Origin of the sequence: Phenylobacterium sp., assembly GCF_030698145.1 — a bacterium.
Lineage (GTDB): Bacteria > Pseudomonadota > Alphaproteobacteria > Caulobacterales > Caulobacteraceae > Phenylobacterium.
The window spans coordinates 18828-43550 of sequence record NZ_JAUYNW010000020.1 but is presented as its reverse complement, the minus strand read 5'-3'; the positions used below and the strand labels follow the sequence as shown (position 1 = coordinate 43550).

Here is a 24723-nt window from a genome sequence, read left to right as displayed (position 1 = left end):
GTACATCAGCATCTCCAGCGCGCCCCAGCCCATCACCCCGCTGGCGTAGATGCCGCCATAGATCAGGATGGCGGTCATGCCGTCGACATAGAACATCCGGCTGATCAGGAAGATCGCCGCGTCCTTGTAATGCTTCATGCCCGAGACCATCCGCCACAGGTCCACGGCGCCCTGCCCCAGGGCGCGGAACACCGGAACCCCGGTGGGCTTGGCGTCGGGGGTGAACAGGAAAAGCGGGATGGCGCCGATGGCGAAGGTGATCGCCGCCATGGGCCCGACGATGCGCTCGGGCTCATGCAGCAGGGGGTCCAACCCGAACAGCGGCTTCTCGGGCACGAAGGGAAGGCCGCTGCCCGGCAGGGCGAAGGCCCAGGCCGTGAAGCCGAGCGTCAGCAGGGCGAAGGCGTTGCCCAGCGCCAGGGCCAGGCCGGACGCCTTGTGCGCCGCCGAAATCCCCGCCGCGCGCACCAGCAGCGAGTTATGCAGCACCTCCGAGTAGGTATAGAGCACCCCCACCAGGGTGGTCAGGATCATCACGGTGAGCACCGAGATCCCCGAGCCGTCGGGCTTGGCCCACCACAGCGCCCACATCATCGGGATCATCAGGATCGTGACCAGGGCCAGCCACGTCTTGCGCCGCCCCAGCTTATCGATGGATGCGCCCAGGAACGGCGCCGTGGCCATGATGAACCAGCCGGAATACTGGCTCCACCGCGAGATGATCTCCTGGCCCCGCACCGGGTCGCCGACCATGACGGCGGCCACATAGGGCATGAAGATGTAGATGGTGATGAGGATCACATAGGGGATCCGCGCCCCCTCGAAGACCGCCCAGGCGCCCGCCCCCCGCGACAGCTTTCCGTCCCCCATCAGCTCGGCCTCGATCGGAATGTCGGCGATGGACCCGGGCCCGCTGGCTTCGACGACGGTGGTCATGGCGCTCCCCTCGACCGCTCGTCCCGGCGGCGTTCGAAGGCAAGGTACGCATTCGGCGGACGATGGGGAGTCGGAAATTGACCACTCCCAACCCCGCTCACCCCGGCGAAGGCCGAGATGAGCGGAGGAAGGGTCTAGCCCAGCCGCTTATCCGCCGCCGCCAACGCCGCCTTGGCGTCGGCCGCAAAGCCCTGGGCCGCCAAGGCCTCGCACAGCGCCGTCAGGCACAGCCGCACGTGCCAGGGCGTCGCCGAGGCGCCCATCAGGCCGATGCGCCAGACCTTGCCCTTGAGCGGACCCAGGCCCGCGCCCAGCTCCAGGTCCCACTTGGCCAGGACGTAGGACCGCACCGCCGCCTCATCGATCCCGTCCGGCACGATCACCGCATTGAGCTGCGGCAGCCGGTGCGGCTCGGCGACCAGGAACTTCAACCCCGCCGCCTCGATCCCGGCGGCCAGCGCCTCATGGGTGCGGGCATGGCGCACCAGCACCGCCTGCTGGCCCTCCTCGAACAGAGCCACCAGGCTCTCGTGCAGGCCGTAGAGCGCGTTGATCGGCGCTGTGTGGTGATAGGTGCGGCCGCCCTCGCCGCCCCAGTAGCTCATCAGCAGATTGAAATCGCAGAGCCAGTTGCGGACTTTGGTGGTCCGCGCCGCGATCGCCGCCTGGGCCCGCGGCGACAGGCAGATCGGCGACAAGCCGGGGGGCGCCGAGAGGCACTTCTGGGTCCCAGAATAGATCACGTCGGCGTCCCAGGCCGCGGCGTCCACCACGATGCCGCCCAGCGAGGTCACGCAGTCGACGATGGAGAGCGCGCCGTACTTCCGCGCCAGGGCGCAGAGGCTGGCGGCGTCCGACCGCGCCCCGGTGGAGGTCTCGGCATGGACGAAGGCCAGGACCTTCACCTTCCCCGCCGCCTTCAGGGCCTCTTCGACCGCCGCCAGATCCACCGGCTTGCCCCATTCGAACTCGACCTTGATCACCTCGGCCCCGGCCCGGTCGGCCATGTCGGCCATGCGGCCGCCGAAGGCGCCGTTGATGGCGATCACGGCGCGGTCGCCGGGCTCCAGCAGGTTCATGATCGCCGCTTCCATCCCCGCCGTCCCCGGCGCCGGCAGCGGCACGCAGGCATAGCCGGGCGCGTTGAACAGGCGGGAAAGCGCGCCCTTGATTTCCTCCATCAGGTCCTGGAACGCGGGGTCCAGGTGGCCGATGGTCGGACGGCCGAGCGCGGCCAGCACGCGAGGGCTGACGTCGGAGGGGCCGGGCCCCATCAGGATGCGCCGCGGCGGCTGGAAGCTCTGCATGGAAATCCGTCCCCCTCAGTATGGCGGGGACGATTAGGGGAATGCGAGGCCCCTGTCAGCCCGCGACAACCGACAGATGCTCCCCTCTTTGGGAAGCGCCCGGCCGAATGGCCGGGTGAGGGGGACTTTGACTCGGTGGGTTTCAACCCCCTCCGACACGTCGCCGAAGAGGGCGACGCGCCACCCCCCCTCTACGCGCTGCGCGCTGGGGGAGGATCTAGATCAGCGCGAAACCCAGATGCTCCCCTCCTGGGGGAGCTGTCAGCGAAGCTGACTGAGGGGGACTTTGACTCTTGCTTGCGGGCTTCAGCCCCATCCCACGAGGATCTTGGAGCCTAACCCAGGATGCGCGCCTCGATCCGCTGGCGCAGGGCGGCGTCGACGCCCAGCACCTCTTCCAGGTAGCGATCCACCGAGCCGTGGGTCTCGTCGATCACCGAAAGCGCCTCGGCCAGATAGGCCTCGTCCACGCTGACCGCCCGACGCAGGCCCGCGTCGTCCACGGTATGCCCGGTGAGGTCCTTGATCCACGGCCCGAGGAAGCCTGTCTTCCGCGCCATCCGCGCCTCGTCATTGGTGGCGAGATAGTCGGCCAGGGTGTCGTCGCGATGGACGCCGGCGATGTGGTGGGTGAAGGCGCAGATCATCCCGGTGCGGTCCTTGCCAGCCGCGCAGTGGACGACCAGCGCGCCGTCGGTCTCGGCCAAGGCCAGGAAGTACCGGGCGAACAGGTCCACGTGGCGCGGCTCGTGCGGCGCGCGGCGGTAATAGGTCAGGCTGTCATTGTAGAACCAGGCCGCGTCGATGCTCTCCGCCTGGGCCATGGCCTCCTGCCAGTCGGCATAGGTCCCTTCGATGTCGTTCTCGATCACCGTGCCGGAGAACCCCTCCCAGCGCCGCGACACCTCGCGCTCGCGCTCGCGCCGCCGCCGCAGGTCGACGATCACCTCGACGCCCAGGCCGCGTAGCTTGGCGAGGTCCTCGTCGGTGGCGTAGGCGTGGTTGGCCGACCGGAACAGCCGCCCGGCCTTCAGCCCCCGGCCGCAGGCGGTGGCGTAACCCCCGAAGTCGCGGAAGTTCTCGATACCTTCGAAGTCGATGTGCTTGGGCGTCATGAGGCTGGATTTAGCGAAACGGAGGGTGGATTGCGAGGGGGTCGTTCGTGTTCGCGCCGCTCCGTCGCGATCGCCCGCTCAATCGGCCCCGCCCTACCCCGACGCCACCATGGCCAGCAGTTCGGCGATGAACCCCTCGTCGCCGTCGACGCCCAGGACGCCCCCGCAAGTATGACCTCACGTCACCTGAACGGCGGTTCGTCGAAGCTGCGCAGTTTGCGGGAGTGGAGCCGGGGACCTTCCTTGCGCAGCAGGTCCATGGTGGCGATGCCGATCTGCAGATGCTGGCCGATGGCGCGCTCATAGAAGGCGTTGGCCTGGCCCGGCAGCTTGATCTCCCCGTGCAGGGGCTTGTCCGACACGCAGAGCAGGGTCCCGTAGGGCACCCGGAACCGGTAGCCCTGGGCGGCGATGGTGGCGCTCTCCATGTCGATGGCCACGGCGCGCGACTGGTTGAACCGTAGCGAGCTGGACGAGAACCGGAGCTCCCAGTTGCGGTCGTCGGTGGTGACCACCGTGCCGGTCCGCAGCCGGCGCTTCAGGGTTTCACCGGACTCCCCGGTGATCAGCTCGGCGGCCCGGCCGAGCGCCACCTGGACCTCGGCGATGGGCGGGATCGGGATCTCCGGCGGCAGGACGTCGTCCAGCACGTGGTCGTCGCGCAGATAGGCGTGGGCCAGGACGTAGTCACCGATGGTCTGGGAGCCGCGCAGCCCGCCGCAGTGGCCGATCATGATCCAGGCCTGGGGCCGCATCACCGCCAGGTGGTCGGTGACCGTCTTGGCGTTGGAGGGACCGACCCCAATATTGACCAGCGTGATCCCCGCCCGGCCCTGCGCCATCAGGTGGTAGGCCGGCATCTGGTGGCGCCGCCACGGGCCGTCGGCCACGGCCTGCTCCGGGTTCTCCGTATCGGCGGTGACCATCACCTGGCCCGAAGCCGAGAGCGCGGTGTAGGGTCCGCCCGCCGTGAGCTGCGAACAGCCCCAGCGGACGAACTCGTCCACATAGCGATGGTAGTTGGTGAACAGCACGTACTGCTGAACGTGCTCGGCCGGGGTGCCCATGTAGTGGGTCAGACGGGCCAGGGAGAAGTCGGTGCGCAGGCCGTCAAACAGGGCCAGCGGCCGGGCCGGCTCCAGGCTGGCGTTCCACATGCCGTCGGCGATCTCGTCGCCGATATGGGCCAGCTCGGTGGTCGGAAAGTGCCGGGCGATGTCGGCCGAACCGATGTCGGCCATGGCGATGTCGACCGCGCCGTCCAGCACATAGGGGAACGGCATCTCCTGCCGGGAGCGGCCCACCTCGATGGTGACGTTGAAGTCGGTCATCAGCAGGCTGATCTGCTCGATCAGGTAGTCGCGGTAGAGGTCGGGCCGGGTGACGGTGACCGCATAGTCGCCGGGCTGCGACAGCCGGGCGTAGGCCCGGCCCAGGCGCGGATAGACCTCGCCGGGCGGCCAGGACAGCTTCAGTTCGGGATAGGCGAAGGCCCCGCTGGCCCGGACGCTGGGATCGGGCGGCGGCCCCCCGGCGAGGAAGATCTTCAGGGCGGCGCGCAGCGCCTCGACGGTGGCCTGGTATTCGGCGTCCAGCCGCTCGACGATGGCGGCCGCTTTGTTCTCGATGGACATGGGGCAGTTTAGCCCGCTCCGGTGACGGTTGCGAGATGCCCCTGCCTCGATTTCGCGACGCTCTGGACGAACGGCCCCATTCTCGGCGACAAAGGCCGGCCTGAACGCCGAGGAGCCCCCATGAATCGTCTTTTCACCATCTTCATCGTCGTGGCGATGGTGCTGGGCGTCGCGGTCGGCTGGGGCGTGAACCAGGGCCTGGACCCGGTCCAGGCCAAGACGGTGGCCGGCAACCTGACCATCATCACCGACGTCTTCCTGCGGCTGATCAAGATGATCATCGCTCCCCTGGTGTTCTCCACCCTGGTGGCCGGCATCGCCCACATGGAGGACGCCGCCAGCATCGGCCGGGTCGGCATCAAGACCATGGGCTGGTTCATCAGCGCCTCGATCGTCTCGCTGACCATCGGGCTGCTGATGGTCCACCTGATCGCGCCTGGCGTCGGCATGGACCTGATCGACGAGGCGGCCAACGCCGCCGGCGCCGTGGACGCCTCCAAGCTGACCCTGCGGGAGTTCATCACCCACCTGGTGCCGAAGTCCATCGTCGAGGCCATGGCCAACAACGAGATCCTGCAGATCGTTGTGTTCTCGATCTTCGTCGGCACCGCCGTGGCGTCGCTCGACGACCGGGCCCCGGCCGTCATCGCCCTGGTCGACCAGATCGCCAGCATCATGCTGAAGGTCACGGGCTACGTTATGAAGACGGCTCCGCTCGCGATTTTCGCAGCTCTTGCAGCGACAATTTCGACCCAGGGGCTGAGCGTCCTGGTCGATTATGCCAAGTTTGTCGGAGGTTTCTACCTTTCTTTGGGCGTTCTTTGGGCGCTGCTGATCGGGGCGATGCTGCTGGTGGTGGGGCCGCGAGCCATGAAGCTGCTGGGCGCCATCCGGGGCCCGGCCCTGCTGGCCTTCGCGACGGCCTCGTCGGAGGCGGCCTATCCGCGCACCCTGGAGGAGTTGCAGAAGTTCGGCATCTCGCGCCGCATCGCCAGCTTCGTCCTGCCGCTCGGCTACTCGTTCAACCTCGACGGCTCGATGATGTACTGCACCTTCGCGGTGCTGTTCATCGCCCAGGCCTACGGCATCGACATGTCCATCGGCCAGCAGATCACCATGCTGGCCCTGTTGATGGTCACCTCCAAGGGCATGGCCGGCGTCCCGCGCGCCTCCCTGGTGGTCATCGCCGCGACGCTCACCTATTTCGACCTGCCCGAGGCCGGCCTGCTGCTGATCCTGGGCGTCGACCACCTGCTCGACATGGGCCGCTCGGCCACCAACGTGCTCGGCAACTCGGTGGCCAGCGCCGTGGTCGCCAAGTGGGAAGGCCAGATCGAGGACCCTGACCCCCTCGCCGCCGCCGCGCCGGCCAAGGTCTAGCGGCGCGCGCTCAGAGCCCCCACATCGAAACCTCGACGGGCGACCTTGCGCCCCCACGGACGCCTGGAGCCGCACGCATGACCGACACCACCGACTACGCCCCGCCCAAGGTCTGGACCTGGAACAAGGACAGCGGCGGCCGGTTCGCCAGCATCAACCGCCCCATCGCCGGCCCCACCCACGACAAGGAGCTGCGGATCGGCAAGCACCCGATGCAGCTCTATTCGCTGGGAACGCCGAACGGCGTGAAGGTCACGGTGATGCTGGAGGAGCTGCTGGCTCTGGGCCACACCGGCGCGGAATACGACGCCTGGCTGATCAATATCGGCGCCGGCGACCAGTTCGGCAGCGGCTTCGTCGCCGCCAACCCCAACTCCAAGATCCCCACCCTGGTGGACCACTCAGGCTCGACCCCGATGCGGGTGTTCGAGTCCGGCGCCATCCTGGTCCACCTGGCCGAAAAGTTCGGCGCCTTCCTGCCGACCGACCCGGCGCAGCGGGCCGAGACCATGTCCTGGCTGTTCTGGCAGGTGGGCTCGGCGCCCTATCTGGGCGGGGGCCTTGGCCACTTCTACGCCTATGCGCCCACCAAGATCGAATACGCCATCGACCGCTTCGCCATGGAGGTGAAGCGCCAGATGGACGTGCTGGACCAGCGCCTGGCGCAGAGCGAGCACATCGCGGGCGACGACTACACCATCGCCGACATGGCCATCTGGCCCTGGTACGGGAGCCTCGCCAAGGGTGTGCTCTACGAGGCCGGCGAGTTCCTCTCGGTGCAGGACTACAAGCACGTCCAGCGCTGGTCCGACGCCATCGCCAAGCGCCCGGCGGTCAAGCGCGGCCGCATGGTCAACCGCACCTTCGGCGACCCCGCCAACCAGCTCTGGGAACGCCACGACGCCAGCGATTTCGAGACGAAGACGCAGGATAAGGTTCAAGCCGAGGCCAAGACGTGACGAGCCCGATGACCTTCATGCAGATGGTGGTGGGCGCCGACGCGGCCGCCGAGCACGTGGTCCTCCAGCTGAACCGCGACGGCGAGACCCTGGGCGACGTGGCCCTGAGCGCCGCCGACGCCGAGGCCCATATCGAGGCCGTGGCCCTCTACCGCGCCCAGCTCAAGACCCCGGTCGCCGCCGCCATCGATCCCATGGGCCGCATCGAGGCCACCAACAACCCGGTCTGGACCACCCTGTCCACGCCCCATGGCCCGGTGCTCAGCCTGCGTCATCCGGGCCTGGGCTGGGTGTCGTTCGTGTTCCCGGCCAGCGAGTCCCGGGCGCTCGGCAAGGCCCTGATCGACCTGGCGGATCGGGCCGAAGCGAAGGGCTGATAGGCTCGCGCGCTCCAACCCCCTCCGTCACGTCGCCGAAGAAGGCGACGCGCCACCTCCCCCAAAACGCGCTGCGCGCTGGGGGAGGATCCAAGGTCGGCGCAATCCCAGATGCTCCCCTCCTGGGGGAGCTCCCGGCCGAATGGCCGGGTGAGGGGGACCTTGACTCTCGTTTGCGGGCTGCAACCCCCTCCGGCTGCGCGCTGGGGGAGGATCTAGGGGCTCACCCCATCGCCGCGGCCCGGGCCGCCATGCGCGCCAGCGCGGCGTTCACATCGGCGCTCGACATCCGCCGGGCCCGCGCCTGCTCCACCGCCTGGGCGAAGTCGGGCCGGGTCCGCATCCAGGCATAGAGCGTGGCCGCGCAGGGCATGCCCGACAGCCGGCTCACGGTGTTGAGCGTGCCGCCCTCGGCGACGCCGTCGCAGATCGCCTCGACCAGGTGGTCCGGGCAGACCGCGCGAGCCTGGTCGCGGCGGCGGCGCGCCACGCGCACGGCGATGCGCAGGGCCTGGGCGAACTGCGGCTGCGCCTTGCGCCAGCGGATCACCACATTGCGGCAGGGCAGGCCCTGGCCCGCATTGAGGATGGCCTGCAACCCCTCGCCCCGCGACACCCGGACCACGATCTGGTCGGCCAGGGCCTGATCGAAGGGCCGCCAGCGGGCGCGTCCGCGCCGGGCGCGCTCCACCACCGTCACCTGGTTCAGCCGCCAGACCGCCTCCTGGAACGGCGCCTGGGTGGCGCGCCAATAGGCGTATTGGCGCCGGCTCGGCATGGTCGGATCGCGCAGGATCGAGACGATCCCCTCCCCGGCCGCCAGCCGGGCCAACAGCGCCCCGGCCTTGGCCTCGTCCAAGGCGTGCCAGCGCCGGAAGTCCCCCCGCCGCCGGGCGTCGGCCAGGGCCTCGGCGAAGAACGGGTCGGCGCGGGCCCAGGCGTAGACGCTGGCATAGCTGGGCATGCCCGGCTCGGCGCAGACGTGGGAGGTCAGCTCGCCCGCCGCGACCCGGTCGAGGAGCTGTTGGCGGGCTTCCGGATGGGTCCTGACATAGGCGCGCGCGGGCATGGGCGGAGTTTAGCGCGGACCGGGCTGGACCCGAACAATTCATGAACATTTCTGCGCCCGACGCCGCCCCTCAGGAGAACACGGTTCCCCCGCGCGGCGCTCGGGCATAGGCTCTCCGCCTGATCTTCGAAGCGGGGGAAGGGCCGTGGGTGTCAGGGCCGCGCTCATCGTGAGCTTCGCGTTGGTGGCCGGCGAGGCCAGGGCCGACGAGGCCACGCACGCGCGCTTCCGCGCCACCATGGACCAGGTCTTCGGCGCGCAGGCCTGGCGCATCACCGGAGGCTATCGCACGGAGGCCCGCGAGAACGAGCTGCGCGCCCAGGGCGCCCTGACCGTGCCCCTCGGGGCGGTGTCGCGCCATTCGGTGGGTGGGCCCGCCGCGCCCGGCGCCTATGACGTGGTGGTGGCGGGGCTCAGCCCGTTCGAGGCCGCCGCCAGGCTGCGCCGCGCGGGCGCGCCGTTCAGGACCATCTTCCCGGAGGCCGCCCATGGCTCCCAGGGCCCGCACCTCCACCTGGACCCCTACGACCGCGGGGCCGGAGGCCTCTTCTCCCCGCCCGGCCTGAGGTGGACGGTCGCCGACCCCACCCCGGCGGACCGGGCGCTCGCCGCCCTGCGCGCCGAGGCGACCCAGGGCCAGGGGGAGGCCCAGCTTCAACTGGGCGCGATCTACGCCCAGGGCCGCCGCGAGGACCGGGTCGAGGCCTATGTCTGGACCGCGCTCGCCGCCGCCAACGGCGCGGCCGACCCGGCGACGCGCCAGGCCGCGGACCGCACCCTCGAGGCGCTCGCCGCCACCATGAGCCCGCAGGACGTGGCCGACGCCCGCCGGTTCGCGCCTGCGCCGGGGGCCGCGCGCCCGTCCGCCTACGGACCGATCATCGCCCGCCCGAGCGCCTCACAGGCGATCCGCGTCGCGGAGACGGGGGTGCTGCGCATCACGTTCGCCGCGCCGTGCCCGGCGCGTTGTCTGGGTATGGCCGAAGGCGCGCAGGATGTAGGCGGCCCCCTCCCCGCCACGACGCGATCAGGGGGCGCCAATTAAGTATAGCGTCCCCGAATTACCCGCACGGAACAGAATTCACCATGCTGTCCACCGGAACGGCTTTCATTTGCGTGCAAGCCGGCGCACTTTGAACTGGTTCGTGTGACTGGCGATTTCAGGTGGGCCACCACTGGGAAGCACGAATTTGAAGCGCCGCTCGCCTGGGCACCCTCTGCAGCCATACCGCAGGAGCGCCCATGGACGTTGTGATGCTGGCCTATCCACAGATGACGCAACTTGACCTCACCGGACCCTACGAGGTGTTCGCAAGGTACAGGGAGCTCAAGATCCACCTGGCGGCCAAGAGCATGGAGCCTGTGGTGGACGGCAGTGGCTTGCAGATTGTCCCGACTACGCTCTTTGCCGACTGCCCGCAGGCCGACATCCTGTTTGTCCCTGGGGGACCGGGGCAGCTGAGTCTGATGGATGATGCCGAGACGCTGGATTTTGTCCGACGGCAGGGTGTGGAAGCAAAGTACGTCACCTCGGTCTGCACAGGCTCTCTGGTGCTCGCCGCCGCCGGGCTGCTCACCGGATACCGCGCGACTTGCCATTGGCTTTCGCTGAGCCAGCTTTCCCTTTTTCAGGCCGAACCGACGTCCGAGCGCGTGGTCATCGACCGCAATCGCATCACCGGCGCGGGGGTGACCTCCGGAATCGACTTCGCCTTGACCCTCGGCGCGATGCTATTCGGAGAGGAACGCACCCGCTTTGTTCAGCTCTCCATGGAGTACGACCCGGAACCTCCCTTTCCCGGCGGATCGCCGGCAAGCGCCGATCCTGAGTTGCTGGCGAAGCTATCGAAGCTCGCAGCTCCGTTTCAAAAGACACGCGAAGAGGCGGCGCAGAGAGCCGCCGCGGCCCTAAGGCTGCGCTGACCATGGCGGCCGTGCTGCTCGCCCAGAATGAAGAGCGTGGAGGACGATGACGGCTCGGGCCGGCATCCAGTTGTCTGGAGCGACGTGACCACCCACGCGCCTGGAGACCTGCCTGGCGCGATCATCCTCTCTGAGGCCCTCACCAGGTTCGCCGTCGTCGACCCGATCCAGAACGCGCGCCGAAGCCCACCATCCGCAACGCCAAATAGGAGATTCGGAATGCTGACTTCCATCAACATCACGGGCCTGAAGACCTACGGCTATCATGGGCTCTTCGACGAGGAGAGGACGCTCGGACAAAAATTCACCTTCGATATCGCCGCCAAGCTGCAAGATGTCGAGACGCACCGGGACGACCAACTGAATTCCTCAGTGAGGTATGACGCCGTTGTCGAGGAGGCCATTATGATCGCCGGCTCCTCGCGGTTCCAGACGTTGGAAGCGCTCGGTGAGACAATCGCGCTGGGCCTTCTGGGTCGCTTCGAACTAATGGAGAGCGTTGTTGTCGCGGTCTCGAAACAGAGCCCTCCCATCCCGCACACAATCGATCAAGTCGGGGTCGAGGTTTCCATTCGGCGCTGCGAACTCACGCAAGCACAATAGGCGAGCCATTAGGTGAGGCGGCGCCGGAAAATCGGACAGGCGGCTAAGGTAGGTTCGACCTCATTGAAGGGCGGACTTTATGACTTGGAAGCGGAAGCGGTACTCGGCTGACTTCAAGGCCAAGCTGGACGGGCGCCAGCTAAGCGTTGTGGCGAAAATGACAATAAAGCCTCGTCTTCCGCCACACCGAGACTGAAGCCGACGTCCAAGGCGCCAGGTTGCAGCGGGTCTGCGCGTTTGATGACCCCGGTTGGATTCTGTCTGTCCGGACGTTTTGATCGCGGCCCTGTCAAATCGAGCGGTCGAATTCGCCGCTAGAGCGCTCGTTTCGCACCGATGTAATATCGGTACTTCGGAGAATGAGCGAAATCATCAAGGGCCAAGATTTGCGGACTGCCCACATCCTTCGAAAGGTGAATGGCGTTGCCGCCGCCTGTACACACGGCGACATGCGCGCCAAAGGCGTCGGGACCGTCGTGGAAGAGCAGCAGGTCGAGTTGCTCGGGTGCCTGCACTCGAACGGTGTGGATCTCGTCGGCCCACAATTCACTCGATCGGAACGGCGGCAGCCTGACACCATTCACCGCCAGTAGGGCATAAGCGAAGCGCTGACAGTTCGCGCCACCAGAAAGATCATTGAACGCATCTGGAATGCGATCTCCATCGTAGCAAACGGACCAAAATCGGGCCGGAATGTGAATGCCAAGCATGATCTAATCCACAGCCTGAGCTTCCGGCTTCTCCACGGCGAACCTGGCGAGAGCCTCCAAGGTGGTGATTGCGCTACGCAGATCTCCAGGCGCGTGGGTGCGCACGTAGTCAGCGCCGTTGCCGATCGCGTGAAGTTCGGCCGACAGGCTTGCTGGACCCAGATCCTTCACGGGAAGCCCAACGGTGGCGGCCAAGAAGGATTTGCGTGACACCGAGACCAATAGCGGAAGCCCCAACGCCGACTTCAGCCTTTGGAGGTTCGCCAGCACGTGCAGCGATGTTTCCGGTGCAGGGCTCAAGAAGAATCCCATCCCTGGATCGAGGATGAGCCGGTGAGGGGCGACGCCGCTCCGTCTCAAGGCGGAGAGCGGCCGAGCAAAAAGGCAGCAATGACGTCGTGGCCCATTGGCGACTTCCACGTGGAAGTTTCACCGAGCTGGCTCGGCGGCCCAGGCGAACGGCCATTTACGCTACGCTCCCTAGTGGTGCTCCACCTAGATTCGCCAGTCGCGTAGCGGTGTTACCCTAGTGCATCCATGACCGTCGGCAAGGCCCAGCTTCAACTGGGCGCGATCTACGCCCAGGGCCGCCGCGAGGACCGGGTCGAGGCCTATGTCTGGACCGCGCTCGCCGCCGCCAACGGCGCGGCCGACCCGGCGACGCGCCAGGCCGCGGACCGCGCCCTCGAGGCGCTCGCCGCCACCATGAGCCCGCAGGACGTGGCCGACGCCCGCCGGTTCGCGCCTGCGCCGGGGGCCGCGCGCCCGTCCGCCTACGGACCGATCATCGCCCGCCCGAGCGCCTCACAGGCGGTCCGGGTCGCCGAGACGGGGGTGCTGCGCATTACGTTCGCCGGGCCGTGCCCGGCGCGTTGTCTGGGTATGGGCGAAGGCGCGCAGGATGTGGGCGGCCCCCTCCCCGCCACGACGCGATCAGGGGGCGCCAATTAAGTATAGCGTCCCCGAATTACCCCCCGAATTACCCGAATTACCGAATTACCTTCCCGAATTACCCCGAACCGGAAGCGTCGGCGGAGTCGTGAGCCGCCGACGCCCCTCCGTCCCCGCGCCCGGGGATAAATCAGGCGCGGGGTTTGGAGCCGGCTAGCCCTTCATCATCGGGCAGTCGCAGTTGGCCGTCCGCGCGTGCTCGGATCCCGCGCGCGGGACCTTGATCACGGTGCGGAACACGTCGTGCGGGTTCGAAGACGGCGGGGAGGCGCGATAGGTGAAGTCGCTTTGGGACTCAGCGGGAGCCGCGACGGCCAGGGTTGCGGCCGAGAGGCCAAGCGTCAGCGCCGCGGCGCTGATCGCAATGAGATTGCGGGAGGTCATGGGACCATCCTCCATTCCGATTGAGCGCCCGCCGGACGGCGTCCGGACAGGCAATTCTGGGCTGACGGCGTCGTTCGCACGTCGGCGAGCGCTCAAGGAGAGCCCACGCCAACGTTGACGCCTGCGGTCAGGCCAGCGGTCTGGGAGGGTGGTAGAGGCGGGGCGTGGTCACGCCCTCGCGCATCTGGTTGATGTCGGCGAAGGTCACGCTCTCATAGGCCACGGACCCCGACACACCGAACGAAGCCGGCAGCGGAATCGCCACCGTCGCGCAGCCCATCTTGCCGATGCAGTCGGCCGTCATGCCCTTGCACGGGCCTTTGACCGGGGACTGCGGCGGGGCGGCTTTGGTCATGTCCGACATGCCGGGCATGTCCACGCAGTTCATCATCGCGGGAGCCGTCTGCGTGGCTGCCGGCGCGGTGTCGGTCATCGCCATCGGCATGGCGCGCGCCGTTGTCTGGCCGACAAAGCCGACCAGGGCGAGCGCAGCGACAAGACAGCGGATCAGGTTCCACATGGTACGACAGACCTAGGCCAGGCTCCGACTTGGGGCAAGTTTCGTTTCGGTAACATGGACCGCGCGACGTTAAGGGAGCCTTGCACGAAGGCGCCGATCAGGCCGCCCGCGCCCACTCCTGCTGCGCGAGAGGGTCGGCGGCCGGCATGGCGCCTCCGTGGCGCCATGCCGGTGTCGGTCAGCGAGGACGTTCGGGTTCGACCGCGGAGGCGTCGGCTGCGTGAGCGTCGGCCGCGAGCGGCGTTCGGATCGCTGTGCGGAAGACATCCTTCGCGTTCGAGGGCGGTGGCCCAGTGCGGTAGGCGTACGCCCCCTCCGTTCCTGAGGCGGCGCAGGCCCCGATCGCCAGCGGCAGGCTGAGGATCAGGGCGGTGAGGATTAAGCGAGTGGTCATTGAGGTTTCTCCGAAATCTGCAGTTTCGCCAGACGGTCGGGCCGTCTTGGCAGGACGGAGCCGCGGCGGACCCAGGTCTCGCGCCTGATGTTCCAGGCGCTTGAGCGCACCGCCAACGGCGCGGCGGAACCGACGGCGAGAGCCGACGGCTTCAGGCCATCGATTTCGGAGGGTGATCGGGCCCAATGGGCCGGTGGGAGCGCCAAGCTTGGCTTTTCGGCGCGTCGAGCGCCATCGGGACTTCGAAGACTGCGATGGTCGAGATCACCGCCAGAACTGCGACGCCGCCGGCGCAGGCCATCGAACAGGACCTGGCGCAGCCCTTGAGCATCTTGTCGCAACAGGGATCGGATTTGACGGGCGCGGCGTGCCGATCGGCAGACGCATCCATCGACGCCATGCTGGAGGTGACGGCCTGGGGGGTATCCATGCCGCAGGCCATCGGCGCCGCCAAAGCGGTGATCGGGCTGGCCGCGAGGGCCAGAAGGGCAAGAATGGCGATAAGAATGCGCGCCATGACGCCATTTTCCGCCCGTAAGGCGGGGCTGTCACGAGAATTCCCCATCGGGCAGCTTTTCGGGACGGCCAGGCGGGTCAAGCCACCGGCAGGCCAGCCGCCTTCCATTCCGGGAATCCGTCCTCCAGCCGGCGCACCTTGAAGCCGTGCTCGCGCAGCAACGCGACCGCTTCGAAGGCCAGGACGCAGTAGGCGCCTCGGCAATAGGCCACGATCTCCTGGTCCTTCGGCAGATCAGCGAGGCGCCGTGTGAGGTCGCGCAGCGGAATGTTCACAGCCGACGGCAGGCGGCCCGCCGCGAACTCGTCTTCGGGGCGCACATCGAGGACGGTGACGAGCCCGTCCTTGATCCGATCGGTGAGCTCGGCCCGCGACACCGGCTCCATGGCGTCCCTGTCATGGAAATAGCCCGCCATGGTCGCCCGGACTTCGGCCTGGTTGCGCTCGCCCAGCCGGCCGAGAGCGCTCATGAGGTCCACCACAGCCGGGCCGCTCAGCCGATAGAGCACGTGCTTGCCGTCGCGCCGCGAGGCCAGCAGGCCGGAGGCGCGCATGAGCCGCAGGTGTTGGGAGGCGTTGGCGACGGAGAGCCCCACGCGCGCGGCGACGCCCTCTACGCTGCGCTCGCCCTGGCCCAGCACCTCGATGATTTCGATGCGATGGGGGCTCGCCAGCGCCTTGGCTAATTCCGCGAGGCCGGCGAACACCGCGTGCTTGGGGCTTGACAGTGTGGATTCTCCAGTCAATCGTTCAATCACTTAATTGATTGATCGCACAAGGCTGTCAAGGCCAATCGCCTTGCGGTCCCGCGACCGGGGTCCTCGATGGACCAAGACTGGGGAGCTGTTCAATGCGTGCATTCGCTGTCCTCTACGGCGTCGTCGCCTACGCCGTCTTCTTCCTGACGTTCCTATACGCCATAGGCTTCGTGGGCGGCCTGGCGGTTCCCAAGACGATCGATTCCGGCGAGCCGGCAGGTCTGGCGCAAGCGGTGATCGTCAACCTCGCCCTGCTGGGCGTGTTCGCGGTCCAGCATAGCCTCATGGCGCGGCCCGCCTTCAAGCGTTGGTGGACCAAGTTTGTGCCGCCACCGGTCGAACGCTCGACCTATGTGCTGCTCGCCAGCCTCGCGCTCATCCTGCTCTTCTGGCAATGGCGACCGCTGGCTCAGCCGGTCTGGACGGCCACCGGCGTCTGGGCCCAGGCGCTCTGGACGGTGTTCGGGCTAGGCTGGGCCCTGGTCCTGCTGAGCACATTCCTGATCAACCACTTCGACCTGTTCGGCTTGAAGCAGGTCTGGGACTATCGGGCCCGGCGCGAAGGGCCGCCGCCCGAGTTCAAGACGCCCTGGTTCTACAAGGCCGTGCGCCACCCGATCTATCTGGGCTTCATCCTGGCCTTCTGGGCGATCCCGACCATGACGGTTGGCCACCTGCTATTCGCCCTGGCGACCACCGCCTACATCCTGATCGGCATCCAGCTCGAAGAGCGCGACCTGATCGCGATATTCGGCGAGCAATACGCCGGCTATCGCAAGCGGGTCTCGATGCTGATCCCGCTTCCTGCGCGTGGGTCCGCGACCACCCGCGAACAATCTGTCCGAGGCCCAACGCTGCGATGATCCTGCGTCAGTTCCTGCATACCGATCCAGTCGCGATCTCGTACCTCTTCGGCTGCGGCGGCCAGTCGGCCGCCGCGGTCGTGGACCCGGTGGGAGACATCGACCGCTACCTGCGCGCCGCGGACGAGACGGGCATGGCGATCCACTATGTGATCGACACCCACATCCATGCCGACCACCTGTCGGCGGGACGCCGGCTGGCCGACGCGGTGGGCGCGCCCTACGTGCTGTTCGCGGAGGCGCCGGCCGCGGCGCCATTCAAGGGGGTGCGGGACGGCGATGTGCTCGAACTCGGTAATGTCGTGGCCGAAGTCCTGCACACGCCCGGCCACACGCCGGAGCATGTCAGCCTGCTCATAACCGACCGGACCCGCGCCAGCGAACCGTGGTTCGTGTTCTCCGGCCACACGCTCATGGTCGGAGATCTGGGCCGCACCGAGCTGGCTGTATCGGCGGAGGAGGGGGCGCGAACCCTGTTCCGGTCCATCGCGCGGCTTAAGGCGCTGCCCGACCATGTGGAAGTTCTCCCAGGCGCCTATTCCGGCTCGGTCTGCGGCCGGCGGCTGAGCGGCAAGCCATCCTCCACCATCGGCTTCGAGCGGCGATACAACGAAGCCTTCCGGATCGACGACGAAGAGGCCTTCGTCCGCGCCATGCTCGCGGACGTTCCGGACGCCCCCGCCCAGGCGGCCGAGCTGCGGGCGCTCAACTCCGGATTCACCTCGGCGGCGGCCTAGGCGCAGCCCCATGTCGACCGATGGGAGAGCGGCCGCCGACGCCCCTGCCGGCCTACGACTGGGCCTGGCCGAAAACTGGCGGCAGTTCTCCCTGCTGATCCTGGTCAACGCGTTCGTCGGCGGCATGGTTGGGCTGGAACGCACGGTCGTGCCGTTGATCGGCTCCGAAGAATTCCGGATCGCGTCGACGACCCTGGTGACGTCGTTCATCGTCAGCTTCGGCGTGGTCAAGGCCTTCACCAATCTGGTCTCGGGACACCTCGCCGACATCTACGGCCGCAAGCACCTCCTGGTGCTCGGCTGGCTCGTCGCCTTGCCGGTCCCGTTCATGATCGGTTGGGGTCCGAGCTGGGGATGGATTGTCGCGGCCAACGCTCTCCTCGGGGTCAGCCAGGGCCTCGCCTGGTCGATGACTGTGATCATGAAGATCGACCTGGTCGGCCCCAAGTCGCGCGGCCTGGCCGTGGGCCTCAATGAGTTCGCCGGCTATGTGGCGGTCGGGCTCACGGCGCTGGCGACCGGCTATATCGCCCAGCGCTATGGCCTGCGGCCTGCGCCCTTCTATATCGGCATCGGCTACGCCGCCTTGGGGCTTGTCCTCTCGATCGTGCTGATCCGCGACACCCGCCATCACGTGGGGCTGGAGAGCGCCAGCCACGCCGTGGCCGCCGAGCCACTGCGATTCTGGGAGGTGTTCCGGCGCACGTCGTACGGCGACCGCAATCTTTTCGCCGCCTCGCAGGCGGGGCTTGTGAACAACCTCAACGACGGCATGAGCTGGGGAATCTTCCCGCTGTTCTACGCCGGCTTCGGCCTCGGCATCGAACGCATCGGCGTGCTGAAGGCTGTCTATCCGGTGGTGTGGGGCGCATTGCAGACCATCACCGGACCGTTGAGTGACCGCTGGGGTCGTAAGGGCCTGATCGTCGCGGGCATGTGGGTGCAGGCCGCGGGCCTCTTCCTGACCGCGGCGACTCGCCAGTTCGGTTGGTGGCTGGCCGCAAGCGTGCTGCTCGGCCTGGGCACGGCGATGGTCTACCCGACCCTGATCGCCTCGGTGTCCGACGCGTCCCATCCGAGCTGGCGCGCCCGCTCGTTGAGCGTCTACCGCTTCTGGCGCGACATGGGCTACGCCGTCGGCGCGCTGGCCGCCGGGGTCATCGCGGACCTCTTCGGGGCAGCCTGGGCCATCGGCTCGGTCGGGGTCCTGACCCTCGCCTCTGGCGCTCTCGTCGCCATCGTCATGCGGGAACAAGGGAACCTGATGAGCAAGGGAAGCGGCTCATGACTCAAACCTGGGACGGCTGCCTTTGCGGGGAAGTCCGCTTCCGTGCGAGCGGCGCGCCGAAATGGACCATCTGGTGTCATTGCCAGAGCTGCCGAAAGCACAGCGGCGCGCCGGCTTCGGCCTTCGCGGCTTTCGATGAGGCTGTCGTCGAAATGATCGGGGGCGAGATCACCAAGTTCAGATCCTCCCCCGGCGTGCTTCGCGGATTCTGTTCGACGTGCGGATCGACGCTCACCTGCGAAGGCGATCGGTCACCGGGCGAGCTGCATCTCCATATCGGAGCCTTCGACCAGCCGGAACGGCTCGCCCCGATGGTTGAGGTCAATCCCGAGGAGCGGCTGCCATGGGTCCATCTCGGAAACGTAGGCAAGGAAGGCTAGGAACCGCTGCGTTTCGTAGCCAGCAGTAGGACAGGCGCGCCGTTGAATTCATCGGCGCCGACCGCCAAGCCGGCCCGACCGAGCGCGGCGACCACCTCGTCGAACGCCGGAAAGCTGTAGACCTCGGCGGGGAAACTCCGGACGGCGGCCGCATCGGCGTTGGTCCGGAACAGCAGGGCAAGGGCCCCTCCCGGCTTCAGAACGCGCGCGATCTCCCGAAGCGCCGCGTCGAGGTCGCTCCAGAAGTAGACGACATGGACGCATAGGGCCTTGTCGAAGGCCCCATCCGGAAAGGGCAGGGCCTCGACGCCGGCGACCACGACATCGACCTGCCCCGCCTTGACCAGCGCCCGGTTCCGCTCGATGGCGATCTCGACCATCAGCTCGGAGGGATCCACGCCGGCGACGCGCCCGTTCGGCGCGCGCGCCGCCAGGGTCGCCAGGCTGCGACCATGGCCGCAGCCGACATCCAGGATGGTGTCGGTCCCGTCGACATCGAGCGCCTCGATGGCGCGGATGTTCTGCGCCCAGGTCTCGCGCGCCATAATGAAGGCGATGAGGCGGCCCACTGGCCCGCGCGCGTCGCGCGCCTGTTCTGCGATGAAGCGGGGTCTACGCATGATGTCCCGCTCCTGCGGTCGAGACGGCGACGAGTTCCAGATGTGTCAAGGATTGCGCTCCGGCACGCCGGTCCAGTTCCGGCGTCACGAAGATCGTCCAAGCGCGCGATACCGGCTCGCCGCATCTGAAAACCGGCTAGCCGAATGCGGCGCGGATTGGCCGGCTTTGAAAATACGCTTTCAAATCAAGCCGCGCTTGTCGCGCCCCGACCGCTGCCGCCGCTGGCGGAGCGGAGCGCCCGTGTCCGAAACGCCGACGGTGTGAGACCGGTCTCGGCCTTGAAGGCGCGGTTGAAGGGGCCAAGGGACTGATAGCCGGCGTCGAAGGCGATGGTGGAGATCGGCACTTCGCGCTCCGCGGGGTCGGCGAGCGCCTGCTTGGCGTCACCCAGGCGCCATTGATTGAGGAAGGCGTTGAAGTTGCGGTGGCCAAGTTCCTGATTGATCAGGCGGCGCAGCCGGTATTCGGGAACGCGGAGCTTCAGCGCCAGAGCCGTGATCGACAGGCCTTCCTCTCGATAGGCGCGCTCCTGCGCCATGAGACGGTCGAGCTTCTCGGCGATCCATGCGTTCTCGCCTGCCAGGTCTTGCTTCGAACCCGCTGTGGAACGCGAAGCGCTGATGCCGGGCGAGGCGAAGAGGTCAGGCTCGGTCCGCAGAAGCGTCCCAACGCCAGCGAGACCCAGGGCGAACAGCATGAGGGCGGCCAGCGGCGCGAGCGCGTCGGCTGGGCGCCACAGTATTTCCGAGGTCTGAACCGCGATCACGATCACTGCGTAGAGCGCCGCGGCGGCGAGGACTGGTCCCCTGAGACGCCGGCGGGATTCGACCAGGTCATTGCGCCAGCCGCTCCAGATGACGATCAGCACGTGGACCATGAGGATCGCGCCGACGAGATTGTGGGCAAGCCACAGCCCCTCGACCGGCGCGTCGCCCACCCTTGTCGCCCCGCCGATGGCCAGCAGGAGCATCGCCGGGGCAAGCCGAACCGGATGCAGACCGGAACGATCCTCGAACAGTTCCGTGGCGAACGCCCAGAAGAGGCCCGCGCCCATCACGGAGAGCGCCCAGATGGGTTGCCAGGCCGGGCCAAGCGCCTGCTCGAAAGGAGGGTGCTGCGTCAGGGTGTGTGATGCGGCGGCCAGGCAGAACAAGGCGCCGGTGACTCGCGCGGGGCCGAATGGCCGGCGCGCCATGACGATGGCCGTTCCGATGAAGGCGCCGACAGCGCCGCCGCGCATCAGCACTTCAAGGATGGTCGGATCGGGTCCCACGATGTCGAGTACCACGGGCGAGCAACCTGCGTCTCACCACGCCGCGCTTGGGGGCCGTCTTCGGGAAACCGGGAATTTTGGGGATACGATACTAATTTCTGCCGTCTCCCTGGATGACCACTGTGCGCAGGACAAGCGCCTATGCGCCCGCCTTTGGCGCTCCGCCCATCGCGACATCGATCAGGCGCGTATGGGTCCCGGTCTTCGGCTGCGCCGAAACCGGGATGACGAGCGGGGGTTGGTGTGGGGATACTCCTTGACGCGTGACCGCATCGCCCCTCCGGCGAAACCTGAGCCGCGCGGGGACTCCATGACCAACCCATTCCACGACCCTGACACCCTGGCCTTCTACGACCGCGAGGCGGAGGCCTATGCCAACCGGGGCGACCGGGCGGGCTATGTCTATGTGTTCCTTGAACGCCTGGCCAAGGGCGCGACGATCCTCGAGTTGGGCTGCGGCGGCGGGCAGGACGCCGAGGCCATGCTGGCGGAAGGGTTCGACGTTGACGCCACCGACGGCTCGCCGGGGCTGGCGGCCCAGGCCGAGCGGCGGATCGGGCGGCCGGTGCGGGTGATGCTGTTCGAGGAGCTGGAGGCGGTGGCGGCCTATGACGCGGTCTGGGCCAACGCCAGCCTGTTGCACGTGCCGCTGGACGGGCTGGCGGCGGTGCTGGCGCGGGTGCGCCGCGCGCTGAAGCCGGGCGGGCTGTTCTATGCGGGCTACAAGGCCGGCGACGGCGGCGGGCGCGACGCGCTGGGCCGCTATTTCAACTTCCCCACCGAGCAGGTTTTGCGCGCGGCCTATGAGGCGGCGGGGCCGTGGGGGGAGTTGGAGCTGCGCTCCGGGCCAGGCGGGGGCTATGACCGCGAGCCGCGGGTGTGGCTGCACGTCATCGCGACGACATGACGAGCAAGCCCCCCACCGACGCCGCCGAGACCCTGGCCTTCGCCGACGCCGCGGCGTTCGACACCTGGCTCGCCGACCATGCCGGGCTCCAGGCCGGGGTCTGGCTGAAGATGGCCAAGAAGGGGTCCGGGGTGGCGTCGCTGACCAGCGACGAGGCGGTGGACGTGGGGCTGTGTCACGGCTGGATCTCGGGCCAGCGCCGGCCGCTGGACGCCACCTGTTACCTGCAGAAGTACGTGCCGCGCCGGGCGCGGAGCCGGTGGTCGCAGGTCAATGTGGAGAAGGTCGAGGCCCTGACCACCGCGGGGCGGATGGCGCCCGCGGGGCTGGCGGAGGTGGCGGCCGCCAAGGCCGACGGGCGGTGGGCATCGGCCTATGAGCCGCAGAGCCGGGCGGAGGCGCCGCCGGAGCTGGAGGCGGCGCTGGCGGGCGACGCGCGGGCGGCGGGCGCCTTCTCAGGCCTGAGCCGCACGGCGCGCTACGCCATGATCCTCGACATCGTCACGGCACGGACGGACGCGACCCGCGCGGCGCGGCTGGCCAAGGTGATGGCGGCGCTGAGGGGCCGTTCGGGCGAAGGCTGACCGAGACCGCCCCACCCTGACCGCCGGCGCGGTCGTCCCTCCCCACAAGGAGGAGGGGTAGGGCTACTCCGCCGGCAGGATCGGCTCGCCGCGCTTGGCCAGGGTCTTGTCGAACTCGGCCCAGACGCCGCCGTCGCCGTCCCATTTGCCGCGGGTGGCGGCCTTGGAATATTCCGTCGAGCGGGCCTCGAAGAAGTTGGCGTGCTCGACGCCCGAGAGCATCGACTGCAGCCAGGGCAGCGGGTTGGTGCGGGCGCCGTAGACCTCCGGCAGGCCCAGCTGGCGCAGGCGCCAGTCGGCGATGAAGCGGATATAGCCCTTGATGTCGTCGGGGGTCATGCCCTGGACCTCGCCGGCGCTGAAGGCCAGGTCGATGAAGTTGTCCTCCAGGCCCACCACGGTCTTGCAGCAGTCGACGATGTCGTCGGCCACGGACTTGGTCACCGCGCCGGTCTCGGCGTTGAAGGCGTGGTAGAGCTTGATGATGCCCTCGCAGTGCAGGCTCTCGTCGCGCACCGACCACGAGACGATCTGGCCCATGCCCTTCATCTTGTTGTGGCGCGGGAAGTTCATCAGCATGGCGAACGAGGCGAAGAGCTGCAGGCCCTCGGTGAAGCCGCCGAACATGGCCAGCGTGCGGGCGATGTCGGCGTTGGTCTCGACGCCGAACTTCTGCATGTAGTCGTGCTTGTCGCGCATCTCCTGGTAATCCAGGAAGGCCGTGAACTCGCTGTCGGGCATGCCGATCGTCTCGAGCAGCAGGGCGTAGGCGGCGATGTGGATCGTCTCCATGTTGGAGAACGAGGCCAGCATCATCTTCACCTCGGTGGGTTTGAAGACGCGGGAGTAGCGCTCCATGTAGTTGTCGTTCACCTCGACGTCCGACTGGGTGAAGAACCGGAAGATCTGGGTGAGGAGGTTGCGCTCCTTGTCGTTGAGCTTGGCGGCCCAGTCCTTGAGGTCCTCGCCCAGCGGCACCTCTTCGGGCATCCAGTGGACCTGCTGCTGCTTCTTCCAGAAGTCGTAGGCCCACGGATAGCGGAAGGGCTTGTAGGCGAACGACGGCGTGAGCAGGCCTGGAAGGGTGGATCTGGCGGTCACGGGCGGACTTTCGAACGGGAGCGGAATCGAGGAACCTTGCCCATAAGGTTAGCAGCGAAACCGACGACATCTAGCGGTCATGTTGGCGCAGTACCCCAAGATGTTGTGAATGGACCTGGGGATAAACCATGACCGGACAATTGACCCTTTTCGGGGCGCGGGGCTCCGGGGGCGTGGCGACGAGGATCCGCGGCTGAGCGCCCTGTGGGCCTCGCGGATGGGGTGAGGCGCCAAGATCCTCCCCCAGCGCGCAGCGCGTATTGGGGCCCCGCCCTTCGCGGCGAAGCGGTGGGGGTTGAAGCGCTCGAAAGCGAGTCAAAGTCCCCCTCAGTCAGCTTCGCTGACAGCTCCCCCAAAAGGGGAGCATCTGGAATGGGCTAGCGGGGGCGGATGGACAGGGAGAAGGCGGCCAGGGTGTCGTCCTTGGTCTCCTGGCCCCAGATGCGGTGCTCGCCCTTCACCTCGCGGTGGATCAGGCCGAAGGAGGTCTGCATCGCCCCCTTGCGGAACCCGATCCCGATCTGGGCGTCGCCGATCAGCTTGCTGGAGGTGTCGGTGGACCAGCCGGCGCGGTCCCAGCCGCCGTCGCTGCGCAGCATGTTGAGCCCCACGGCCCGGCCGCTGGCGGCGGCGAACAGGTACCAGCGGCCCTGGTCGCCGAAGGCCGCCCCGTCCTGGACGCCCATGGCGCTGAGCTGGGACTTCACCGCGTTGTCGCGGCGCTGGCCGAGCGTGAGCACGGCGCCGGCCTCGGCCTGGCCGCCGGCGTTGGTGACGCCCAGGCCCGCATGGGGCGCCAGGCGCAGGTCATAGGGGCCGGCCTCGAACTTCACGCCCGCCCAATCGCGGATCACGGAGATGTCGTAGGCGTCGGCCTCGAACCGCGCGCGCTCGGCGTCCAACGGCGGGGCTCCGACTTGGGGCTGGGCGCGGGTGACGCGCAGGCGGTCGACGGCGCCGTTGGCGGTCTCTCCGATGCGGAAGTCTTGAGTGCGCCAGTCTTGCGTGCGCCAGTCTTGGGTGCGCCAATCTTGGCTGCGCAAGTCCAGCGTTGCGGCGCCCTGGCGGCGGACCTCGCGGTCGACCAGGTCATTGGCGCCATCCCTGGGCGCGGCCTGCGACGCGCCGGTGACACAACAGGCGATGGCCAGTCCAGCCAACTGCCTCATACGCTACCTCCCGAGATCGCCTCGTTCGTGTGCGACCTAAAAGCTACGCTTCCATGCTGAATGAATTGCGCGAGGTGTGAAAACGTTCCCGTGATCAGGCGCCGCTGTGGGCGCGGCAACCCCTTGGCGCGCAAGGCCTCGCGGCCTGGACAGGATCGGGTAGCCGGGACGTTCCGCATGTGCCCCCCACGAGCCGCGACGTTCGGTCTCCCCGAGCAAAATCCAAGCGGATTTTGCTCAAGACTCTAAGAGTTCGGGACGAC

28 protein-coding genes, 1 pseudogene and 2 riboswitches are annotated in these 24723 nt (G+C 67.9%); of the genes and pseudogenes, 13 read left to right on the top strand and 16 right to left on the bottom strand.

Annotated elements, in window-relative coordinates:
- From Q8Q77_RS02410 to Q8Q77_RS02395, 4 genes are all read right to left on the bottom strand, one after another.
- A partial coding sequence (locus Q8Q77_RS02410; protein ID WP_305580803.1) for an MFS transporter occupies nt 1–936 on the bottom strand: 936 nt, incomplete at its 3' end.
- Between the two features lie 134 nt (nt 937–1070).
- Nucleotides 1071–2243: an alanine--glyoxylate aminotransferase family protein gene (locus Q8Q77_RS02405; protein ID WP_305580801.1), complete on the bottom strand. Its 1173-nt coding sequence runs from the start codon at nt 2241–2243 to the stop codon at nt 1071–1073.
- A gap of 335 nt (nt 2244–2578) precedes the next feature.
- Nucleotides 2579–3358 carry a tyrosine-protein phosphatase gene (locus Q8Q77_RS02400; protein WP_305580799.1) on the bottom strand — a complete coding sequence of 260 codons (780 nt, stop codon included), beginning with the start codon at nt 3356–3358 and terminating at the stop codon, nt 2579–2581.
- Between the two features lie 182 nt (nt 3359–3540).
- Entirely contained in the window at nt 3541–4992 is a 1452-nt protein-coding gene (locus tag Q8Q77_RS02395) for an AMP nucleosidase (protein WP_305580798.1), read from the bottom strand.
- 120 nt (nt 4993–5112) lie between these two features.
- On the opposite strand from Q8Q77_RS02395, the gene Q8Q77_RS02390 reads away from it, so the two are divergent.
- From Q8Q77_RS02390 to Q8Q77_RS02380, 3 genes are all read left to right on the top strand, one after another.
- Entirely contained in the window at nt 5113–6372 is a 1260-nt protein-coding gene (locus tag Q8Q77_RS02390) for a dicarboxylate/amino acid:cation symporter (protein ID WP_305580797.1), read from the top strand.
- Between the two features lie 77 nt (nt 6373–6449).
- Nucleotides 6450–7331, top strand: a complete 882-nt coding sequence (yghU, locus tag Q8Q77_RS02385) for a glutathione-dependent disulfide-bond oxidoreductase (protein WP_305580796.1) — start codon at nt 6450–6452, stop codon at nt 7329–7331.
- Entirely contained in the window at nt 7328–7708 is a 381-nt protein-coding gene (locus Q8Q77_RS02380; RefSeq protein WP_305580794.1) for a hypothetical protein, read from the top strand. The genes yghU and Q8Q77_RS02380 overlap by 4 nt, the downstream gene beginning before the upstream one ends.
- 223 nt (nt 7709–7931) lie before the next feature.
- Here the strand turns inward: Q8Q77_RS02380 and Q8Q77_RS02375 are convergent, their stop codons facing one another.
- Complete coding sequence (locus Q8Q77_RS02375) at nt 7932–8777, bottom strand: hypothetical protein (protein WP_305580792.1); 846 nt, start codon at nt 8775–8777, stop codon at nt 7932–7934.
- Nucleotides 8778–8922: 145 nt separating this feature from the next.
- Between Q8Q77_RS02375 and Q8Q77_RS02370 the strand changes: the two genes are divergently transcribed.
- The 3 genes from Q8Q77_RS02370 to folB all read left to right on the top strand — a co-directional run bounded on the left by Q8Q77_RS02370 (nt 8923) and on the right by folB (nt 11303).
- Nucleotides 8923–9822 carry a hypothetical protein gene (locus Q8Q77_RS02370; protein WP_305580790.1) on the top strand — a complete coding sequence of 300 codons (900 nt, stop codon included), beginning with the start codon at nt 8923–8925 and terminating at the stop codon, nt 9820–9822.
- A gap of 92 nt (nt 9823–9914) precedes the next feature.
- Nucleotides 9915–9996, top strand: a riboswitch (ZMP/ZTP riboswitch).
- 23 nt (nt 9997–10019) lie between these two features.
- On the top strand, nt 10020–10700 hold the full coding sequence (locus tag Q8Q77_RS02365) for a DJ-1/PfpI family protein (RefSeq protein WP_305580788.1): 681 nt from the start codon (nt 10020–10022) through the stop codon (nt 10698–10700).
- 36 nt (nt 10701–10736) lie between these two features.
- The gene (folB, locus tag Q8Q77_RS02360) at nt 10737–11303 is read left to right on the top strand and encodes a dihydroneopterin aldolase (RefSeq protein WP_305580787.1); all 567 of its coding nucleotides are present in this window, start codon (nt 10737–10739) and stop codon (nt 11301–11303) included.
- Nucleotides 11304–11617: 314 nt separating this feature from the next.
- On the opposite strand, the gene Q8Q77_RS02355 is transcribed toward folB, so the two are convergent.
- Both Q8Q77_RS02355 and Q8Q77_RS02350 read right to left on the bottom strand, forming a co-directional pair.
- On the bottom strand, nt 11618–12013 hold the full coding sequence (locus tag Q8Q77_RS02355; protein WP_305580786.1) for a hypothetical protein: 396 nt from the start codon (nt 12011–12013) through the stop codon (nt 11618–11620).
- A gap of 3 nt (nt 12014–12016) precedes the next feature.
- Nucleotides 12017–12394, bottom strand: a pseudogene (locus Q8Q77_RS02350) (dihydropteroate synthase); the annotation flags it as partial.
- Nucleotides 12395–12454: 60 nt separating this feature from the next.
- A riboswitch (ZMP/ZTP riboswitch) is annotated at nt 12455–12535 on the bottom strand.
- A 15-nt stretch (nt 12536–12550) separates the two neighbouring features.
- Between Q8Q77_RS02350 and Q8Q77_RS02345 the strand changes: the two are divergent.
- The gene (locus tag Q8Q77_RS02345; protein ID WP_305580784.1) at nt 12551–12964 is read left to right on the top strand and encodes a hypothetical protein; all 414 of its coding nucleotides are present in this window, start codon (nt 12551–12553) and stop codon (nt 12962–12964) included.
- A 153-nt stretch (nt 12965–13117) separates the two neighbouring features.
- On the opposite strand, the gene Q8Q77_RS02340 is transcribed toward Q8Q77_RS02345, so the two are convergent.
- The 5 genes from Q8Q77_RS02340 to Q8Q77_RS02320 form a co-directional block, all read right to left on the bottom strand.
- The gene (locus Q8Q77_RS02340) at nt 13118–13348 is read right to left on the bottom strand and encodes a hypothetical protein (protein WP_305580783.1); all 231 of its coding nucleotides are present in this window, start codon (nt 13346–13348) and stop codon (nt 13118–13120) included.
- A gap of 127 nt (nt 13349–13475) precedes the next feature.
- A complete protein-coding gene (locus Q8Q77_RS02335) occupies nt 13476–13868 on the bottom strand; it encodes a hypothetical protein (protein WP_305580781.1) in 393 nt (130 codons plus the stop codon).
- Nucleotides 13869–14046: 178 nt separating this feature from the next.
- A complete protein-coding gene (locus Q8Q77_RS02330) occupies nt 14047–14262 on the bottom strand; it encodes a hypothetical protein (RefSeq protein ID WP_305580779.1) in 216 nt (71 codons plus the stop codon).
- Nucleotides 14263–14413: 151 nt separating this feature from the next.
- A complete protein-coding gene (locus tag Q8Q77_RS02325) occupies nt 14414–14779 on the bottom strand; it encodes a hypothetical protein (protein WP_305580777.1) in 366 nt (121 codons plus the stop codon).
- Nucleotides 14780–14856: 77 nt separating this feature from the next.
- Nucleotides 14857–15486 carry a metalloregulator ArsR/SmtB family transcription factor gene (locus Q8Q77_RS02320; RefSeq protein ID WP_305580775.1) on the bottom strand — a complete coding sequence of 210 codons (630 nt, stop codon included), beginning with the start codon at nt 15484–15486 and terminating at the stop codon, nt 14857–14859.
- 143 nt (nt 15487–15629) lie between these two features.
- On the opposite strand from Q8Q77_RS02320, the gene mddA reads away from it, so the two are divergent.
- The 4 genes from mddA to Q8Q77_RS02300 are packed head-to-tail and all read left to right on the top strand — an operon-like array spanning nt 15630 to nt 18805.
- A complete protein-coding gene (mddA, locus tag Q8Q77_RS02315) occupies nt 15630–16400 on the top strand; it encodes a methanethiol S-methyltransferase (protein WP_305580773.1) in 771 nt (256 codons plus the stop codon).
- Nucleotides 16397–17137, top strand: a complete 741-nt coding sequence (locus tag Q8Q77_RS02310; protein ID WP_305580771.1) for an MBL fold metallo-hydrolase — start codon at nt 16397–16399, stop codon at nt 17135–17137. Before mddA ends, Q8Q77_RS02310 begins: the two co-directional genes overlap by 4 nt.
- 10 nt (nt 17138–17147) lie before the next feature.
- Nucleotides 17148–18425, top strand: coding sequence for an MFS transporter (locus Q8Q77_RS02305; protein WP_305580769.1), 1278 nt, complete (start codon nt 17148–17150; stop codon nt 18423–18425).
- Nucleotides 18422–18805 carry a GFA family protein gene (locus tag Q8Q77_RS02300; protein WP_305580768.1) on the top strand — a complete coding sequence of 128 codons (384 nt, stop codon included), beginning with the start codon at nt 18422–18424 and terminating at the stop codon, nt 18803–18805. The genes Q8Q77_RS02305 and Q8Q77_RS02300 overlap by 4 nt, the downstream gene beginning before the upstream one ends.
- Here Q8Q77_RS02300 and Q8Q77_RS02295 read toward each other — a convergent pair.
- Entirely contained in the window at nt 18802–19425 is a 624-nt protein-coding gene (locus tag Q8Q77_RS02295; protein WP_305580766.1) for a class I SAM-dependent methyltransferase, read from the bottom strand. The genes Q8Q77_RS02300 and Q8Q77_RS02295 overlap by 4 nt on opposite strands.
- Nucleotides 19426–19610: 185 nt before the next feature.
- Complete coding sequence (locus Q8Q77_RS02290; protein ID WP_305580764.1) at nt 19611–20579, bottom strand: AraC family transcriptional regulator; 969 nt, start codon at nt 20577–20579, stop codon at nt 19611–19613.
- Between the two features lie 430 nt (nt 20580–21009).
- On the opposite strand from Q8Q77_RS02290, the gene Q8Q77_RS02285 reads away from it, so the two are divergent.
- Both Q8Q77_RS02285 and Q8Q77_RS02280 read left to right on the top strand, forming a co-directional pair.
- On the top strand, nt 21010–21606 hold the full coding sequence (locus Q8Q77_RS02285; protein WP_305580762.1) for a bifunctional 2-polyprenyl-6-hydroxyphenol methylase/3-demethylubiquinol 3-O-methyltransferase UbiG: 597 nt from the start codon (nt 21010–21012) through the stop codon (nt 21604–21606).
- The gene (locus tag Q8Q77_RS02280) at nt 21603–22190 is read left to right on the top strand and encodes a YdeI family protein (RefSeq protein WP_305580760.1); all 588 of its coding nucleotides are present in this window, start codon (nt 21603–21605) and stop codon (nt 22188–22190) included. The genes Q8Q77_RS02285 and Q8Q77_RS02280 overlap by 4 nt, the downstream gene beginning before the upstream one ends.
- 63 nt (nt 22191–22253) lie before the next feature.
- Here Q8Q77_RS02280 and Q8Q77_RS02275 read toward each other — a convergent pair whose 3' ends face one another.
- Nucleotides 22254–23291, bottom strand: coding sequence for a ribonucleotide-diphosphate reductase subunit beta (locus Q8Q77_RS02275; protein WP_305580758.1), 1038 nt, complete (start codon nt 23289–23291; stop codon nt 22254–22256).
- 377 nt (nt 23292–23668) lie between these two features.
- Nucleotides 23669–24460, bottom strand: a complete 792-nt coding sequence (locus Q8Q77_RS02270; protein WP_305580756.1) for a lipid A-modifier LpxR family protein — start codon at nt 24458–24460, stop codon at nt 23669–23671.
- Between the last annotated feature and the right edge of the window lie 263 nt (nt 24461–24723).

Coding starts and splice junctions, on each gene's coding strand:
- Q8Q77_RS02405 (WP_305580801.1), bottom strand. CDS start 2,243: ATGCAGAGCTTCCAGCCGCCGCGGCGCATCCTGATGGGGCCCGGCCCC.
- Q8Q77_RS02400 (WP_305580799.1), bottom strand. CDS start 3,358: ATGACGCCCAAGCACATCGACTTCGAAGGTATCGAGAACTTCCGCGAC.
- Q8Q77_RS02395 (WP_305580798.1), bottom strand. CDS start 4,992: ATGTCCATCGAGAACAAAGCGGCCGCCATCGTCGAGCGGCTGGACGCC.
- Q8Q77_RS02390 (WP_305580797.1), top strand. CDS start 5,113: ATGAATCGTCTTTTCACCATCTTCATCGTCGTGGCGATGGTGCTGGGC.
- yghU (WP_305580796.1), top strand. CDS start 6,450: ATGACCGACACCACCGACTACGCCCCGCCCAAGGTCTGGACCTGGAAC.
- Q8Q77_RS02375 (WP_305580792.1), bottom strand. CDS start 8,777: ATGCCCGCGCGCGCCTATGTCAGGACCCATCCGGAAGCCCGCCAACAG.
- Q8Q77_RS02365 (WP_305580788.1), top strand. CDS start 10,020: ATGGACGTTGTGATGCTGGCCTATCCACAGATGACGCAACTTGACCTC.
- Q8Q77_RS02355 (WP_305580786.1), bottom strand. CDS start 12,013: ATGCTTGGCATTCACATTCCGGCCCGATTTTGGTCCGTTTGCTACGAT.
- Q8Q77_RS02345 (WP_305580784.1), top strand. CDS start 12,551: ATGACCGTCGGCAAGGCCCAGCTTCAACTGGGCGCGATCTACGCCCAG.
- Q8Q77_RS02340 (WP_305580783.1), bottom strand. CDS start 13,348: ATGACCTCCCGCAATCTCATTGCGATCAGCGCCGCGGCGCTGACGCTT.
- Q8Q77_RS02335 (WP_305580781.1), bottom strand. CDS start 13,868: ATGTGGAACCTGATCCGCTGTCTTGTCGCTGCGCTCGCCCTGGTCGGC.
- Q8Q77_RS02330 (WP_305580779.1), bottom strand. CDS start 14,262: ATGACCACTCGCTTAATCCTCACCGCCCTGATCCTCAGCCTGCCGCTG.
- Q8Q77_RS02325 (WP_305580777.1), bottom strand. CDS start 14,779: ATGGCGCGCATTCTTATCGCCATTCTTGCCCTTCTGGCCCTCGCGGCC.
- mddA (WP_305580773.1), top strand. CDS start 15,630: ATGCGTGCATTCGCTGTCCTCTACGGCGTCGTCGCCTACGCCGTCTTC.
- Q8Q77_RS02310 (WP_305580771.1), top strand. CDS start 16,397: ATGATCCTGCGTCAGTTCCTGCATACCGATCCAGTCGCGATCTCGTAC.
- Q8Q77_RS02305 (WP_305580769.1), top strand. CDS start 17,148: ATGTCGACCGATGGGAGAGCGGCCGCCGACGCCCCTGCCGGCCTACGA.
- Q8Q77_RS02300 (WP_305580768.1), top strand. CDS start 18,422: ATGACTCAAACCTGGGACGGCTGCCTTTGCGGGGAAGTCCGCTTCCGT.
- Q8Q77_RS02295 (WP_305580766.1), bottom strand. CDS start 19,425: ATGCGTAGACCCCGCTTCATCGCAGAACAGGCGCGCGACGCGCGCGGG.
- Q8Q77_RS02285 (WP_305580762.1), top strand. CDS start 21,010: ATGACCAACCCATTCCACGACCCTGACACCCTGGCCTTCTACGACCGC.
- Q8Q77_RS02280 (WP_305580760.1), top strand. CDS start 21,603: ATGACGAGCAAGCCCCCCACCGACGCCGCCGAGACCCTGGCCTTCGCC.
- Q8Q77_RS02270 (WP_305580756.1), bottom strand. CDS start 24,460: ATGAGGCAGTTGGCTGGACTGGCCATCGCCTGTTGTGTCACCGGCGCG.